General features: G+C 70.4%; 13 protein-coding genes and 1 riboswitch. Of the genes, 5 read left to right on the top strand and 8 right to left on the bottom strand.

Going from position 1 to position 14,282, the window contains the following annotated elements; all coding sequences use genetic code 11:
* Window positions 1-89 precede the first annotated feature (89 nt).
* The 4 genes from ELQ39_RS09970 to ELQ39_RS09955 all read left to right on the top strand — a co-directional run bounded on the left by ELQ39_RS09970 (window position 90) and on the right by ELQ39_RS09955 (window position 4,533).
* Window positions 90-1,070, top strand: coding sequence for a tetratricopeptide repeat protein (locus tag ELQ39_RS09970; RefSeq protein WP_019522890.1), 981 nt, complete (start codon window positions 90-92; stop codon window positions 1,068-1,070).
* Between the two features lie 146 nt (window positions 1,071-1,216).
* Complete coding sequence (def, locus tag ELQ39_RS09965; protein ID WP_190002537.1) at window positions 1,217-1,867, top strand: peptide deformylase; 651 nt, start codon at window positions 1,217-1,219, stop codon at window positions 1,865-1,867.
* Between the two features lie 216 nt (window positions 1,868-2,083).
* A complete protein-coding gene (gene cyc1, locus ELQ39_RS09960; protein WP_242591685.1) occupies window positions 2,084-3,169 on the top strand; it encodes an epi-isozizaene synthase in 1,086 nt (361 codons plus the stop codon).
* Window positions 3,166-4,533 carry a bifunctional albaflavenone monooxygenase/terpene synthase gene (locus tag ELQ39_RS09955; RefSeq protein WP_242591684.1) on the top strand — a complete coding sequence of 456 codons (1,368 nt, stop codon included), beginning with the start codon at window positions 3,166-3,168 and terminating at the stop codon, window positions 4,531-4,533. Before cyc1 ends, ELQ39_RS09955 begins: the two co-directional genes overlap by 4 nt.
* Before the next feature lie 22 nt (window positions 4,534-4,555).
* Here the strand turns inward: ELQ39_RS09955 and ELQ39_RS09950 are convergent, their stop codons facing one another.
* Window positions 4,556-5,518, bottom strand: a complete 963-nt coding sequence (locus ELQ39_RS09950; RefSeq protein WP_225628285.1) for a GlxA family transcriptional regulator — start codon at window positions 5,516-5,518, stop codon at window positions 4,556-4,558.
* Between the two features lie 93 nt (window positions 5,519-5,611).
* Between ELQ39_RS09950 and ELQ39_RS09945 the strand changes: the two genes are divergently transcribed.
* Window positions 5,612-5,833 carry a hypothetical protein gene (locus tag ELQ39_RS09945; protein ID WP_190002541.1) on the top strand — a complete coding sequence of 74 codons (222 nt, stop codon included), beginning with the start codon at window positions 5,612-5,614 and terminating at the stop codon, window positions 5,831-5,833.
* 21 nt (window positions 5,834-5,854) lie between these two features.
* On the opposite strand, the gene ELQ39_RS09940 is transcribed toward ELQ39_RS09945, so the two are convergent.
* The 7 genes from ELQ39_RS09940 to nagB all read right to left on the bottom strand — a co-directional run bounded on the left by ELQ39_RS09940 (window position 5,855) and on the right by nagB (window position 13,989).
* On the bottom strand, window positions 5,855-6,811 hold the full coding sequence (locus ELQ39_RS09940; protein ID WP_225628306.1) for a ribonucleotide-diphosphate reductase subunit beta: 957 nt from the start codon (window positions 6,809-6,811) through the stop codon (window positions 5,855-5,857).
* Window positions 6,812-6,867: 56 nt separating this feature from the next.
* Complete coding sequence (locus ELQ39_RS09935) at window positions 6,868-9,225, bottom strand: ribonucleoside-diphosphate reductase subunit alpha (protein ID WP_242591683.1); 2,358 nt, start codon at window positions 9,223-9,225, stop codon at window positions 6,868-6,870.
* A 125-nt stretch (window positions 9,226-9,350) separates the two neighbouring features.
* A riboswitch (cobalamin riboswitch) is annotated at window positions 9,351-9,521 on the bottom strand.
* An 84-nt stretch (window positions 9,522-9,605) separates the two neighbouring features.
* Window positions 9,606-10,109, bottom strand: coding sequence for a GNAT family N-acetyltransferase (locus ELQ39_RS09930; RefSeq protein ID WP_242591682.1), 504 nt, complete (start codon window positions 10,107-10,109; stop codon window positions 9,606-9,608).
* 78 nt (window positions 10,110-10,187) lie between these two features.
* On the bottom strand, window positions 10,188-11,816 hold the full coding sequence (gene mctP, locus ELQ39_RS09925; RefSeq protein ID WP_190002544.1) for a monocarboxylate uptake permease MctP: 1,629 nt from the start codon (window positions 11,814-11,816) through the stop codon (window positions 10,188-10,190).
* Window positions 11,813-12,079: a DUF3311 domain-containing protein gene (locus tag ELQ39_RS09920; protein ID WP_190002545.1), complete on the bottom strand. Its 267-nt coding sequence runs from the start codon at window positions 12,077-12,079 to the stop codon at window positions 11,813-11,815. The genes mctP and ELQ39_RS09920 overlap by 4 nt, the downstream gene beginning before the upstream one ends.
* Window positions 12,080-12,282: 203 nt before the next feature.
* On the bottom strand, window positions 12,283-13,047 hold the full coding sequence (locus ELQ39_RS09915; RefSeq protein ID WP_086701685.1) for a GntR family transcriptional regulator: 765 nt from the start codon (window positions 13,045-13,047) through the stop codon (window positions 12,283-12,285).
* A 156-nt stretch (window positions 13,048-13,203) separates the two neighbouring features.
* On the bottom strand, window positions 13,204-13,989 hold the full coding sequence (nagB, locus tag ELQ39_RS09910; protein WP_190002546.1) for a glucosamine-6-phosphate deaminase: 786 nt from the start codon (window positions 13,987-13,989) through the stop codon (window positions 13,204-13,206).
* Between the last annotated feature and the right edge of the window lie 293 nt (window positions 13,990-14,282).

The raw sequence follows: 14,282 nt of genomic DNA, 5'->3' as shown, positions 1-14,282 counted from the left end.
GCCGTACGTGGTTGGATGCGAAGGAGAGGGTGTCCGGGGGCGCCGATCGCTGCGGCCGGCCCACCGAACGGAACTGGCAGGCGGGAATCGTGAGGATCTTCGGCAAGGGACGTCACCGGCCCTCCGCCTCCTGGCGGCAGGCCACGGACCGCGCGTTCACGCTCATCGGCGACGGCCGGTACGAGGACGCGGGCGCGCTGCTGACACGGGCCGCCGATCTGGAGCCCTGGCTGTCGGAGTCCTGGTTCAACCTCGCGCTGCTGCACAAGTTCCGGCACGACTGGGAGCAGGCGCGCGCCGCCGGACTGCGCGCCGTCGCCCTGCTCGACCGCGACACCGGGGCGCCGGACTGGTGGAACGTGGGCATCGCCGCCACCGCCCTGCAGGACTGGCCGCTGGCCCGCCGCGCCTGGCAGGCGTACGGGCTCAAGGTGCCAGGACCCGCGACCGACTCGGGCGAGCCCCTCGGCATGGACCTGGGCAGCGCGGCCGTGCGGCTGTCCCCGGAGGGGGAGGCCGAAGTGGTGTGGGGGCGGCGGCTCGACCCGGCCCGCATCGAGGTGCTGTCCATCCCCCTGCCGTCCTCGGGTCGCCGCTGGGGCGAGGTCGTCCTGCACGACGGGGTGCCGCACGGCGAGCGGAGCACCGCCGCCGGGCACACCTACCCGGTGTTCGACGAGATCGAGTTGTGGGCGCCCTCGCCGGTGCCGACCTGGGTGGTGCTGCTGGAGGCGGCGTCCGAGGCCGACCGGGACGCGCTGGAACAGCTCGCGTCCGACGCCGGGTTCGCGGCCGAGGACTGGTCGTCGTCGGTGCGGCTGCTGTGCCGGATGTGCTCGGAGTCGCGGATGCCGTCCGACGAGGGTGACGGCGAGCATCTCGATCCGCACGATCACAGCGAGCCGGGGCATCCCGGGCCGTTGGGGCACCGGACGGACGGGCAGTTGTGGGTGCCGGAGCGGGAATGCGGCATTGCCGCGCCCGCGTCCTTGGTCCGGGGGCTGCTGGACGGGTGGGTCGCCGACAGTCCGGACTCCCGGGACTGGCGGGATCTCGAAGAGGTCTGCTAGGGCCCGCTGCCGGATGCGGGCTCGTCGTGGCTGATCGCGCCCACGCGGCGGAGCCGCACACCGATGCTGCCCAGCGCCCCTCACGGGCCGCTGCCGCTTACCCTTGTCACATCACCTCCGGTTTCTCAGGAAGGCACACGTCGGTCATGGCTCAGCAGGACACCGATCAGCAGCACGCGGGCGTGCTCCCCGTCGACGACGAGGGCTACGTCATCGACACGGAGGACTGCGAGAAGCGCGAGGCTCAGTGGCGGGAGCGCGGCACCTCGCGCCCGATCACCGTGGTCGGCAACCCGGTGCTCCACAAGGAGTGCAAGGACGTCACGGACTTCGGCGAGGAGTTCCAGCAGCTCGTCGCCGACATGTTCGCCAGCCAGCGCACCGCCGAAGGCGTGGGCCTGGCCGCCAACCAGATCGGTGTCGACCTGAAGGTCTTCGTCTACGACTGCCCCGACGACGAGGGCGTGCGCCACGTCGGCGTGGTCTGCAACCCCAAGCTGGTCGAACTGCCCGCCGAGCGGCGCCGGCTGGACGACAGCAGCGAGGGCTGCCTCTCGGTGCCCACCGCGTACGCGCCGCTGGCCCGGCCCGACTACGCCGAGGTGACCGGCCAGGACGAGAAGGGCAACCCGATCCGGGTACGCGGAACGGGTTACTTCGCGCGCTGCCTCCAGCACGAGACGGACCACCTGTACGGCTACCTGTACATCGACCGTCTGTCGAAGCGCGAGCGCAAGGCCGCGCTCAAGCAGATGGCCGAGAACGAGCCGCGCTACCCCGTGGTCGCCAACGACTGACCGACTTCACGGCTTCCTGCACATCGCGCGCACGGCGCCCGATCCGGTACATCCCGGACGGGCGCCGTTCGTCTGTGCGCATCCAGAAGTAGTGAAAGGAGCAAATCCGTTCCCAGAGCGGTCAGTTGTGGTGCTGAATGGAGGTACGGGGATACGCACGGCGTACGCCCGGCTCGGGGGGCGGGCGCTCAACTGGCGGCTGAGAGGGGAATGTTCGTGCATGCTTTGTCACACGGCTCCACATCGACACCGACCACCATCGCGGTTCCACCGGCGCTGTCTCTTCCGGTGATCGAGGCGGCGTTTCCCCGGCAACTCCACCCGTATTGGCCGAAGCTCCAGAGGGAGACCCGGGCATGGCTGCTCGAAAAGCGGCTCATGACGCCGGAGAAGGTGGAGTCATATGCCGACGGCCTGTGCTACACGGACCTCATGGCGGGCTACTACATAGGCGCGCCCGACGAGGTCCTCCAGGCGATAGCGGACTACAGCGCCTGGTTCTTCGTCTGGGACGACCGTCACGATCGCGACATCGTGCACGGCCGGCCCGATGCCTGGCGGCGGCTGAAGGACCTGCTGCACAACGCCCTCGACCGCCCCGGTGACCACCTGGGTCACCAGGACCCCGTGGTCGCGGGCCTCGCCGACAGCGTGCAGCGGCTCTACGCGTTCCTTCCGGACACCTGGAACGCGCGGTTCGCGCGCCACTTCCACGCCGTGATCGAGGCGTACGACCGGGAGTTCCACAACCGCACCGAAGGCATCGTCCCGACCGTCGAGGAATACCTCGAACTGCGCCGCCTCACTTTCGCGCACCGGATCTGGACCGACCTTCTGGAACCGAGCGCGGGGTACGAACTTCCGGACGCGGTGCGGAAGAACCCGGCCTATCGGAAACCGGCGCTGCTCAGTCAGGAATTCGCCGCCTGGTACAACGACCTCTGCTCGCTGCCCAAGGAAATCGCCGGAAACGAGGTGCACAATCTCGGCATCAGTCTCGTCACCCACGAGGGAATGACCCTCGAAGAGGCGATCGCCGACGTACGGCGCCGCGTGGAGAAATGCATCAGCGAATTCCTGGACGCGGAACAGGAGGCATTACGGTTCGCCGACCGGCTCGACGACGGGACGGTGGGCGGAAAGGAGACGAGCGCCGCCGTGCGCGCCTGCGTCGGCAACATGCGGAACTGGTTCAGTTCCGTCTACTGGTTCCACCACGAGTCCGGCCGGTACCGGGTCGACAGCTGGGACGACCGGTCCACGCCCCCGTACGTCAACAACGCAACGGAAGGTGAGAAATGACCGTCGAGTCCGTACGCCCGAAGGACACCACCGCGACGGCGGAGCCGCCCGTGGCGGGCGGCGCGGTCCCGCTCCTCGGCCACGGCTGGCGCCTGGCGCGCGACCCGCTGGCCTTCCTGTCCCAGCTGCGCGACCACGGCGACGTGGTGCGCCTGAAGCTGGGCCCCAAGACCGTTTACGCCGTCACCACCCCCGCGCTCACCGGAGCGGTGGCGCTCAGCCCGGACTACATCATCGCCGGGCCCCTGTGGGAGTCGCTGGAGAGCCTGCTCGGCAAGGAGGGCGTGGCCACCGCCAACGGCACGCTGCACCGCCGCCAGCGGCGCACCATCCAGCCGGCGTTCCGGCTCGACGCGATCCCCGCCTACGGCCCCGTCATGGCCGAGGAGGCCCGTGCGCTCGTGGAGCGCTGGCGGGCCGCGGCCGGGGTGCTGGACATCACGTACGAGTCGTTCCGCGTGGCCGTGCGGGTCGCCGCCCGCTGTCTGATGCGCGGCAGCTACATGGACGCCCGCGCCGATCGCATATGCGCCGACCTCACCACCCTGTTCGCGGGGATGTACCAGCGCATGGTGGTGCCGCTCGGACCGCTCTACAAGGTTCCGCTTCCATCCAATCGGGAATTCAACCGCGCACTGGCCGATTTGCATGTCCTGGTCGACGAGATCGTCGCCGACCGACGGGCAAGCGGTCAAAAACCGAACGATTTGCTGACGGCTTTGCTGGAGGCGAAGGACGACAATGGCGACCCCATCGGGGAACAGGAGATCCACGATCAGGTCATCGCCATCCTGACCCCCGGCGCCGAAACCGTCGGATCCACGGTCATGTCGTTGCTCCTGGTTCTCACCGAGCACCCGGAACTCGGCGACAAGATCCGCGACGAGGTGGAATCCGTGGTCGGCGACCGCCCGGTCGCATTCGACGACGTGCGGAAGCTGACGTACACCGCGAATGTCGTCACGGAGACCCTGCGGCTGTATCCGGCCGTATGGATATTGACCCGCCGCGCGGTCGCCGACACGGAACTCGGCGGTTACCGCATTCCGAAGGGCGCGGACCTCATCTACAGCCCGTACGCGATCCAGCGCGACCGGCGGTCGTACGAGCGGAACGAGGACTTCGACCCGGACCGCTGGCTCCCGGAGCGGTCCAAGGACGTGCCCAAGTACGCGATGAGCCCGTTCAGCGTGGGCAACCGCAAGTGCCCCAGCGACCACTTCTCCATGGCGGAGCTCACGCTCATCACCGCCGTGGTCGCCCACGCGTACCGCTTCGAGCACGCGCCGGACTCCGACCCCCGGCCCCGCATCGGCATCACGCTGCGGCCCCGCCGGCTGATGCTGCGGGCGCTGCCCCGCTGACGTCCCGCCGTCCGGCGTGCGGTCAGGCGGCCTCCGGGCCCCTGAACGCGCGCCGGTAGGACTGCGGGGTGGTCCCGACCGCGCGCACGAAGTGGTGGCGCAGCGCGGCCGCGTTGCCGAAACCGGTGCGGCCCGCGATCGCGTCCACCGTCTCGTCCGTCTTCTCCAGCAGATGCTGGGCCAGCAGCACCCGCTGGCGCAGGATCCAGCGGTAGGGCGTGGTGCCGGTCTCCTGCTGGAAGCGGCGGGCGAAGGTGCGCGGCGACATGAGGGCGCGGGCGGCGAGCTGCTCGACGGTGACCTCCTCGTCGAGGTGCTGCTCCATCCACACCAGCACCCCGGCGACCGAGTCGCCCCCGGGCTCCGGCAGCGGACGCTCGATGTACTGGGCCTGTCCGCCGTCGCGGTGCGGCGGCACCACCATCCGCCGGGCGATCCGGTTGGCCACCTCCGGGCCCTGCTCCTTGCGCACCAGATGCAGACAGGCGTCGATGCCCGCGGCGGTGCCCGCCGAGGTGATCACCGGGTCCTCGTCGACGTAGAGCACGTCGGGCGCCGCCGTCAGATGGGGGTACCTGCGGCTCAGCTCCTCCGCGTGCTTCCAGTGCACGGCGGCGCGCCGGCCCTCCAGCAGCCCGGCGGCGGCCAGCACGAACACCCCCGTGCACACGCTCAGCACCCGCGCGCCCCGGTCGACGCCCCGGCGCAGGGCGTCCAGCAGCTCGGGCGGGAACTCCCGCGTCACGTAGGAGGCGCCGGCCGGCACGGTGATCAGGTCCGCCGTCTCCAGGCGCTCCAGCCCGTGCTCGACGTGAAGCGAGAAGCCCGTACTGGAGCGCACCGTCGGTCCGTCCGCCGAGGCGACGGCGAAGTCGTAGACCGGCAACCCGTCGTCGCTGCGGTCGATGCCGAACACCTCGCAGACCACACCGAGTTCGAACGGATTCACGCCGTCGAGGAGGACGGCCGCCACATTCCGGAGCATGACTCCAGTGTGCCTCGCCGTTGGCAGTAAATCGAGGGTGCACGGCAGTCCTGCCACTCCCGGTCAGGAGTGTCCGGCGCGACAGTGGTGTCCATGAACACGACGCAGATGGAAGCACTGATCTCGATGGTGGCCGTTCTCGGCCTGTTCGTCCTCATGACCGCGCCCGCCGTGATCGGCATCCTGCGCGACCGCCGCATCGACCGGCAGCTCCGGCAGGCCGAGGTTGCCCCCGTCACCGAGCCGCCCGACCGGCCGGCCGCGTCCCGCCCGGAGCACCGGGCCGCCCCGCGCCGCCATGCACGGGCGGCGTGAGACGGTTCCGGCGCCCGGGTCCTAGAAGTCCTCGTCCAGGTCGACCGTGCCCTCCACGGCGACCTGGTACGCGGACGGACGGCGCTCGAAGAAGTTGGTCAGCTCCTGCACGCCCTGCAGCTCCATGAAGGAGAACGGGTTCTCCGAGCCGTACACCGGCGCGAAGCCGAGGCGCAGCAGACGCTGGTCGGCGACGCACTCCAGGTACTGCCGCATCGACGCGGTGTTCATGCCGGGCAGCCCGTCGCCGCACAGGTCACGGGCGAACTGCAGCTCCGCCTCGACGGCCTCGCGCAGCATGTCGGTGACCTGCCGTCCGAGCTCCTCGTCGAACAGCTCCGGCTCCTCCTTGCGCACGGTGTCCACCACGTCGAAGGCGAAGCTCATGTGCATCGTCTCGTCGCGGAACACCCAGTTGGTGCCGGTCGCCAGGCCGTGCAGCAGACCCCGGCTGCGGAACCAGTAGACGTAGGCGAACGCGCCGTAGAAGAACAGGCCCTCGATGCAGGCCGCGAAGCAGATCAGGTTCAGCAGGAAGCGGCGCCGGTCGGCCTTCGACTCCAGCCGGTCGATCTCCTCCACCGAGTCCATCCACCGGAAGCAGAACTCGGCCTTCTCCCGGATGGAGGGGATGTTCTCCACGGCCGCGAAGGCCGCCGCCCGGTCGTCCGGATCGGGCAGGTAGGTGTCCAGCAGGGTCAGGTAGAACTGGACGTGCACGGCCTCCTCGAACAACTGCCGCGACAGGTACAGCCGCGCCTCGGGCGAGTTGATGTGCTTGTACAGCGTCAGCACCAGGTTGTTCGCCACGATCGAGTCGCCGGTGGCGAAGAACGCCACGAGCCGGCCGATCAGATGCTGCTCCTCTGGCGTCAGCTTCGCCAGGTCGGCGACGTCCGAGTGCAGGTCCACCTCCTCGACGTGCCAGGTGTTCTTGATCGCGTCCCGGTAGCGCTCGTAGAAGTCCGGGTAGCGCATGGGGCGCAGGGTCAGCTCGAAGCCGGGGTCGAGCAGGTTCTTGGTCGTGCTGGTGGTCACTGGCAGGCCTCGCAGGATTCGGGGTTCTCGAGAGAGCAGGCGACGGCCTCGGGATCGGCCGGCTGCTGGACGGGGACGGCGGCGCGGGCCGCCCGGGCGATCCGGGTCGCCGGGCGGGAGCGCAGGTAGTAGGTGGTCTTCAGCCCCTGCTTCCAGGCGTAGGCGTACATCGAGGAGAGCTTCCCGATGGTCGGCGTCTCCAGGAACAGGTTGAGCGACTGCCCCTGGTCCAGGAACGGGGTGCGGGCGGCGGCCATGTCGATCAGGCCGCGCTGCGGGATCTCCCACGCCGTGCGGTACAGCCGCCGTACGTCCTCGGGGATCCACGCGAAGTCCTGCACCGAGCCGCCCGCCTCCCGCAGCGCCTCACGGGTGCGGGCGTCCCACACGCCGAGCCGCTTGAGGTCCTCCACCAGATACGAGTTGACCTGGAGGAACTCCCCGGACAGCGTCTCGCGCTTGAACAGGTTGGACACCTGCGGCTCGATGCACTCGTACACGCCGGCGATGGACGCGATGGTCGCGGTGGGCGCGATCGCCAGCAGCAGCGCGTTGCGCAGACCCGTCGCGGCGATCCGGGTCCGCAGCGCGTCCCAGCGCTCCGGCCAGGCGAGCTCGACGCCGTAGTGGTCGGGGTGCAGCACGCCCCGGGCGGTACGGGTCCTCTCCCAGGCGGGCAGCGGGCCGTGCCGCTCGGCCAGGCCGGCGGACGTCTCGTACGCGGTGAGCATGATGCGCTCGGCGATCCGGGTGGACAGCGCCTTCGCCTCGGGGGAGTCGAACGGCATCCGGAGCCGGAAGAACACGTCCTGCAGCCCCATCACGCCCAGACCCACCGGGCGCCAGCGGCTGTTGGACCGGGACGCCTCCTCGGTCGGGTAGAAGTTGATGTCGACCACGCGGTCCAGGAACGTCACGGCGGTGCGGACCGCCGCGTCCAGGCGCTCCCAGTCCATGCCGTCCGCTCCCGCGAAGGCCGCGAGGTTGACCGAGCCGAGGTTGCAGACCGCCGTCTCCCCGTCGTCGGTGACCTCCAGGATCTCCGTGCACAGGTTGGAGGAGTGGACGACGTGGCCCGGCTCGGCGGTCTGGTTGGCGGTGCGGTTGGCGGTGTCCTTGAAGGTCATCCAGCCGTTGCCGGTCTGGGCGAGGGTGCGCATCATCCGGCCGTACAGCTCGCGCGCCGGGAGCGTCCTGCGCGCCAGGCCCTTCGCCTCGGCGGCGCGGTAGGCCGCGTCGAACTCCTCGCCCCACAGGTCGACCAGCTCGGGCACGTCCACCGGGGAGAACAGCGACCACTGCGCGTCGTCGGCGACCCGGCGCATGAACTCGTCCGGCACCCAGTGCGCCAGGTTCAGGTTGTGCGTACGGCGGGCGTCCTCACCGGTGTTGTCGCGCAGTTCGAGGAACTCCTCGATGTCCGCGTGCCAGGTCTCCAGGTAGACCGCGGCCGCGCCCTTGCGCCGGCCGCCCTGGTTCACGGCGGCGACCGAGGCGTCCAGCGTCTTCAGGAACGGGACGATGCCGTTGGAGTGCCCGTTGGTGCCGCGGATCAGCGAGCCCCGGGAACGGATGCGGGAGAACGACAGGCCGATGCCGCCGGCGTGCTTCGAGAGGCGGGCGACCTGGTGGTAGCGCTCGTAGAGGGAGTCCAGCTCGTCCTTGGGGGAGTCCAGCAGGTAGCAGGACGACATCTGCGGGTGGCGGGTGCCGGAGTTGAACAGCGTGGGGGAGGAGGGCAGGTAGTCCAGCCGGCTCATCAGCCCGTACAGCGCGGCGACCTCCTCCAGCGCCCGCTCGCTCTCGTCCTCGGCGAGCCCGCAGGCGACCCGCAGCAGGAAGTGCTGGGGCGTCTCGACCACCTTGCGGGTGACCGGGTGGCGCAGCAGGTAGCGGCTGTGCAGGGTGCGCAGCCCGAAGTAGCCGAACCGGTCGTCGGCGTCCGTGTCGATCAGCGTGTCGAGCCGGGCCGCGTGCAGCCGGACGAACGCGGCGGTCCGGTCGCCGATCAGGCCCTCCCGGTGCCCTGCGGCCACCGAGCCGGTGAACGAGGTGACGCCCTGCGAGGCGGCCTCGGCACGGATGCCGAGGGTGAGGAGCCGGGCGGCGAGCCGGGAGTAGGCGGGGTCCTCGGAGATCAGCCCGGCCGCCGCCTCGGTGGCCAGGTCCCGCAGCTCAGCCTCGTCGGCGGCGGCGGACCGGCCGCGCAGCGCGGCGGCGGCAACCCGGCCGGGGTCGGCGTCGGGCAGGTCGGCGGTCAGCTGGGTCAGGGTCCGCAGCAGCGCGGCCCCGGGGCCGTCGCTCTCCTCGGTCACGCGGGTCGCTGAAGCCGGATCGGCTGGCGCGATGGTCACGTGGGGCTCTCCCTCGCTCGGCACGGGGGCCTCGAAGAGCGCAGGGGGCAGCACACGAACGCACGCGGCGTCGCGTCCACCGGCCCATTCCGCGAGGCCCGGACGTCAGGGCACCCGGACCGGAAGGGCCGGGCGCACTGTCGGCAGGTCCTCGGACTGACTCCCGTGCGCGCCCGTGGGCAGGCATGGGTACACCGTTGCGGGACAGTTCCGGATTCGCACCGGATTCCCCTGCGGCGACAGCGAGCATGAGCATACATCTTGTGTCGGGTGCCGCCGACGGACCCATATGTTGTGTCGCGGAGGAGTTAGGGTGGTGCCGCGCGGAAGAGTCGTGCCGCACCGGAGGCCGGGCGCCGGGTGGAGAGGGGCCCCGGCTGTCAGAGCGTCAGCTCGTAGACGAGCAGCATGATGTCGTCCAGCTCCGGCAGCGGGTTCCAGTCCCGCGCGGGGTTGCGCGTGAAGCCCAGCCGCTCGTACACCCGGTGCGCGGAGTGCATCGTGCGCTGCGTGGACAGCACCGTCCGCCTGCGGCCGAGTGCCCGCGCCCGGTCGGCACAGGCGCGCACCAGGGCCTCGCCGGCGCCCCGGCCGCGGTGGGCGGGGGAGACCGCCAGCATCCGTATCTCCGCCTCGCCGGGCTCCGCGAGGTCGGCCATGGGTCCGGGACCCGGCACGAAGGTGACCCCGCCCAGCAGCGCGCCGTCCGCCACGGCGACCAGCACCTCGGCGGCCGCCGCCCGCTTCGCCACGTCCCGCAGCTCGCCCAGGTAGGCGTCGGACTCCCCGAAGTCCAGCAGCCCGTCGCCGAGATAGGCCTGCGCGGTGATCTCACCGAGTTCCGCGTGCTCGCCGGCGGTCACCGGCCGGATGACGATGTCCATGCGGGGAGTCTGCCGCACGCGGACGGCAACGGGCCGCCGGTTTTCCACCGGCGGCCCGCTGCCCTGTGCTCGGCGGCGTCAGTGCGCGCTGCCCGCCGTGGCCGGCGGGAGCTCCACCTGCACGCCCGGGTCGCCGGCGTCCGCCGTGTAGTCCTGCGGCTTGGTCTCGTCCACGCCCTCCGGCGCCTTGACCGCCCGCATGACGAAGGTCAGGACGACCGTGACCAGCACGTTGATCACGAAGGCGGTGAGACCGATGTAGCCGATCTCCCCGATGCCCGGGATCTCCTTGGCGGAGCCGCCGAAGTGCTTCTGCGTCGGCGACGCCACCCCGTACGCGGCGACCGTGCCGTAGATCATGCCGACCGCCCAGCCGCCGATCAGCGCCCAGCGGTGGAACCAGCGGGTGAACAGGCCGCCCACCAGCGCCGGGAAGGTCTGCAGGATCCAGATGCCGCCCAGCAGCTGGAAGTTGATCGCGACCGTCTTGTCCATGGTCAGGACGAAGACCAGCGCGCCCACCTTCACCAGCAGGGACACGACTTTGGAGACCGCGGTCTCCTGCTTGGGCGTCGCGTCCGGCTTGATGAAGTCCTTGTAGATGTTGCGGGTGAACAGGTTCGCCGCCGCGATCGACATGATCGCCGCCGGCACCAGCGCACCGATGCCGATCGCCGCGAAGGCCACACCGGCGAACCAGTCCGGGAACATGTTCTCGAACAGCTGCGGGATGGCCAGCTGGCCGTTCTGCACCTTCACCCCGGCCGCGATCGCCATGAACCCGAGCAGTGCCAGCAGGCCCAGCATCAGCGAGTACAGCGGCAGGATCGTGGTGTTGCGGCGGATCACCTCACGGCTGCGCGAGGACAGCGTCGCGGTGATCGAGTGCGGGTACATGAACAGCGCGAGCGCCGAGCCCAGCGCCAGCGTGGCGTACGTCCACTGGCCCGCCTCGCCCGGCACCAGGGCGCCGCGCGGGGCGCCCGTGGCCGGGTTGGTCTCGCTGTACGCCTCCTGCGCGGAGGCGAAGATCTCGTCGAACCCGCCCAGCTTGATCGGGATGTAGATGATCGCCACCGCGATGACGAGGTAGATCAGCGTGTCCTTGACGAACGCGATCAGGGCGGGGGCCCGCAGACCCGACGAGTAGGTGTACGCGGCCAGCACACCGAAGGCGATCAGCAGCGGCAGGTCCTTGATGAACCAGTTGGTGTTCTCGCCGCCGCCGACGCCCATCACGTCCAGCACGGCCTGGATGCCGACCAGCTGCAGCGCGATGTACGGCATCGTCGCCAGGATGCCGGTGACCGCGACGGCCAGCGACAGCCCCTTCGAGCCGAACCGCCCGCGCACGAAGTCGGAGGTCGTCACATAGCCGTGCTTGTGCGACACCGACCACAGCCGGGGCAGGAAGGTGAAGATCAGCGGATACACGAGGATCGTGTACGGCACCGCGAAGAAGCCGGCCGCGCCCGCCGCGTAGATGGCCGCCGGGACGGCCACGAAGGTGTACGCGGTGTACAGGTCGCCGCCGAGCAGGAACCAGGTCACCCAGGTGCCGAACGAGCGCCCGCCCAGGCCCCATTCGTCGAGGGTGTGCTCGTTCGCGGCCTTCCGCCAGCGCGCGGCCAGGAAGCCCATCACGGTGACGAGCAGGAAGAAGAAGATGAAGACGGCGAGTGCCACGCCGTTCACGCCGTCGTTCACTGCTCCGCACCGCCCTTCGTGGCCGTGCGGGCGCGCTGGTCACGCTGCCAGAGCTTGTACGCGACCATCGTCAGCGCGGTCGAGATCAGCACCCACAGCATCTGGTACCAGTAGAAGAACGGGATGCCGATGAACACCGGGTCGGTCTTGGCGTAGGACCCGACCCACAGCATGGCGACGAATGGTGCGAGCAGACAGAGGCCGATGACGACGCGCACGGGCGTCACCACCGGCCCTGGTGTTGTTTGCGGGGTTTGCGACATCAGACGGCTCCCGTTCCCTCACTGATCGCCGACGTTGGCTCGCGGCAATGTAGGTGAGGATCCGGGGCGGTCGTAACCCCCTGTAGGAGGGGCGGTATGCAGCAGCAGCGCAACCGCAAGGCAACAGCAACGAAAATCCTGTCAACCACCCGGTCTGTCGGAATCCGCGGTGCCGCGGCCGGCCCTCCGGCGGAGTGCGGGTCTCAGTCCTGGGGGCGCTTGAGGCGCGCGACGAACTTGTACCGGTCGCCCCGGTACACCGACCGCACCCACTCCACGGGCTGCCCGTCCCGGTCGAGCGAGTGCCGGGACAGCATCAGCATCGGCAGGCCCACGTCGGTCCCGAGCAGGCCCGCCTCGCGCGGCGTGGCCAGGGACGTCTCGATGGTCTCCTCCGCCTCGGCGAGATGCACGTCGTACACCTCGGCGAGAGCCGTGTAGAGAGAGGTGTACTTCGTCAGGCTGCGGCGCAGCGCCGGGAAGCGCTTGGCGCTGAGGTGGGTCGTCTCGATGGCCATGGGCTCGCCGTTGGCCATGCGCAGCCGCTCGATGCGCAGCACGCGGCCGCCGGCGGTGATGTCGAGCAGCCCGGCCAGCCGGTCGTCGGCCGTGATGTACCCGAGGTCGAGGAGCTGCGAGGTCGGCTCCAGACCCTGGGCGCGCATGTCCTCGGTGTAAGAGGTGAGCTGGAGCGCCTGGGACACCTTGGGCTTGGCGACGAAGGTGCCCTTGCCCTGGATCCGCTCCAGACGGCCCTCGACCACCAGTTCCTGAAGCGCCTGGCGCACGGTGGTGCGGGAGGTGTCGAACTCGGCCGCCAGCGTGCGCTCGGGCGGGACCGGCGTGCCGGGGGGCGCGGTCTCGGTCATGTCGAGCAGGTGTTTCTTCAGCCGGTAGTACTTGGGCACGCGCGCCGTACGGACCGCGGTCCCACCCTCGTTCTCCGCGCTGCTGACGTCGGTGCTCATGCTCTGCCTTCCCGGCTCCGGCTGCCGAAGCGGCCGACAGACCGTCGGCCACGGCTGACATCGTGGCACGGCTCCGGCGGGGGCGGACCCCCGCACGCTCCGTGATCCCTTTTGTATACCCCTGTGACCAGTGATGGTCCAGACCACGGGCGGTGGTCAGAGGCCCTGCCACTCCGGCTTGTTGACGTAGGTGTGCCGGAAGTAGTCGGCGAGCTTCAGCTTGGAGGCGGCGGCCTCGTCGACCACCACGGTGGCGTGCGGGTGCAGTTGCAGCGCGGACGCCGGGCACACCGCGGCGACCGGGCCCTCGACGGTGGCGGCGACCGCGTCCGCCTTGCCCTCGCCGGTGGCCAGCAGCACCAGGTGCCGGGCCTCCAGGATGGTGCCGATGCCCTGGGTGATGACGTGGTGCGGCACCTGGCCGATGTCGCCGTCGAAGAAGCGGGCGTTGTCCACCCGGGTCTGCTCGGTCAGCGTCTTGATGCGGGTGCGCGAGGCGAGCGAGGAGCACGGCTCGTTGAAGCCGATGTGCCCGTCGGTGCCGATGCCGAGCAGCTGGAGGTCCACCCCGCCGGCCTCGGCCAGCTCACGGTCGTAGCGCTCGCACGCGGCCTGCACGTCCTCGGCCGTGCCGTCCGGCCCCAGGAAGGCGTCCATCGGGATGCCGAGCGGCTCCAGGACCTCGCGCCGCAGCACCGAGCGGTAGGACTCGGGGTGGTCGGCGGGCAGCCCCACGTACTCGTCGAGCTGGGCCACGCGCGCACGGGAGGTGTCCACGGCGCCGGCGCGGACCTTCGCCGCCAGCGCCTCGTAGACGGGCAGCGGCGTGGAGCCGGTCGCCACGCCCAGCAGGGCGTCGGGCTTGCGCCGCAGCAGCCGCGCCATGGCCTCGGCGACGAGCTCGCCTCCCGCCTTGGCGTCCGCAACGATGACAACTTCCACGGTGGGCCTGCCGATCTTCCGGTGGACTCGACTGGGACGGGCCCCGGACGCCGGGGCCATGTGGTTTAGACCAATCTCAATCTAGCAGAGGGCCGCCCGCCCGCCGAGGCGAAACCGGCCCTCCGGGCCCGAACCGCCCCCCGCGCCCGGGTGCCCCGAAATCGTGGCGTCCGACCCGCCCCGCGAGGACCCCTGTCGGGTTAGGCTGCGTGGTGGACCGGTCTGCGTCCCTCAGGGGCGCGGAGCGACCGTCGAAGAAGGCCGTACGACGCATTTACAGGCGCAGTGGTCTA

This window comes from Streptomyces sp. GB4-14 (genome assembly GCF_022696125.1).
GTDB classification, from domain to species: Bacteria; Actinomycetota; Actinomycetes; order Streptomycetales; family Streptomycetaceae; genus Streptomyces; species Streptomyces werraensis.
The sequence above is the reverse complement of the archived record's forward strand: the minus strand, read 5'-3'. Positions and strand labels throughout refer to the sequence as shown.

Excerpts from the sequence above, each read along its gene's own strand:
- def (WP_190002537.1), top strand. The coding sequence starts at position 1,217 with ATGGCTCAGCAGGACACCGATCAGCAGCACGCGGGCGTGCTCCCCGTC.
- ELQ39_RS09955 (WP_242591684.1), top strand. The coding sequence starts at position 3,166 with ATGACCGTCGAGTCCGTACGCCCGAAGGACACCACCGCGACGGCGGAG.
- ELQ39_RS09950 (WP_225628285.1), bottom strand. The coding sequence starts at position 5,518 with ATGCTCCGGAATGTGGCGGCCGTCCTCCTCGACGGCGTGAATCCGTTC.
- ELQ39_RS09945 (WP_190002541.1), top strand. The coding sequence starts at position 5,612 with ATGAACACGACGCAGATGGAAGCACTGATCTCGATGGTGGCCGTTCTC.
- ELQ39_RS09920 (WP_190002545.1), bottom strand. The coding sequence starts at position 12,079 with ATGTCGCAAACCCCGCAAACAACACCAGGGCCGGTGGTGACGCCCGTG.
- ELQ39_RS09940 (WP_225628306.1), bottom strand. The coding sequence starts at position 6,811 with ATGCGCTACCCGGACTTCTACGAGCGCTACCGGGACGCGATCAAGAAC.
- ELQ39_RS09930 (WP_242591682.1), bottom strand. The coding sequence starts at position 10,109 with ATGGACATCGTCATCCGGCCGGTGACCGCCGGCGAGCACGCGGAACTC.
- ELQ39_RS09915 (WP_086701685.1), bottom strand. The coding sequence starts at position 13,047 with ATGAGCACCGACGTCAGCAGCGCGGAGAACGAGGGTGGGACCGCGGTC.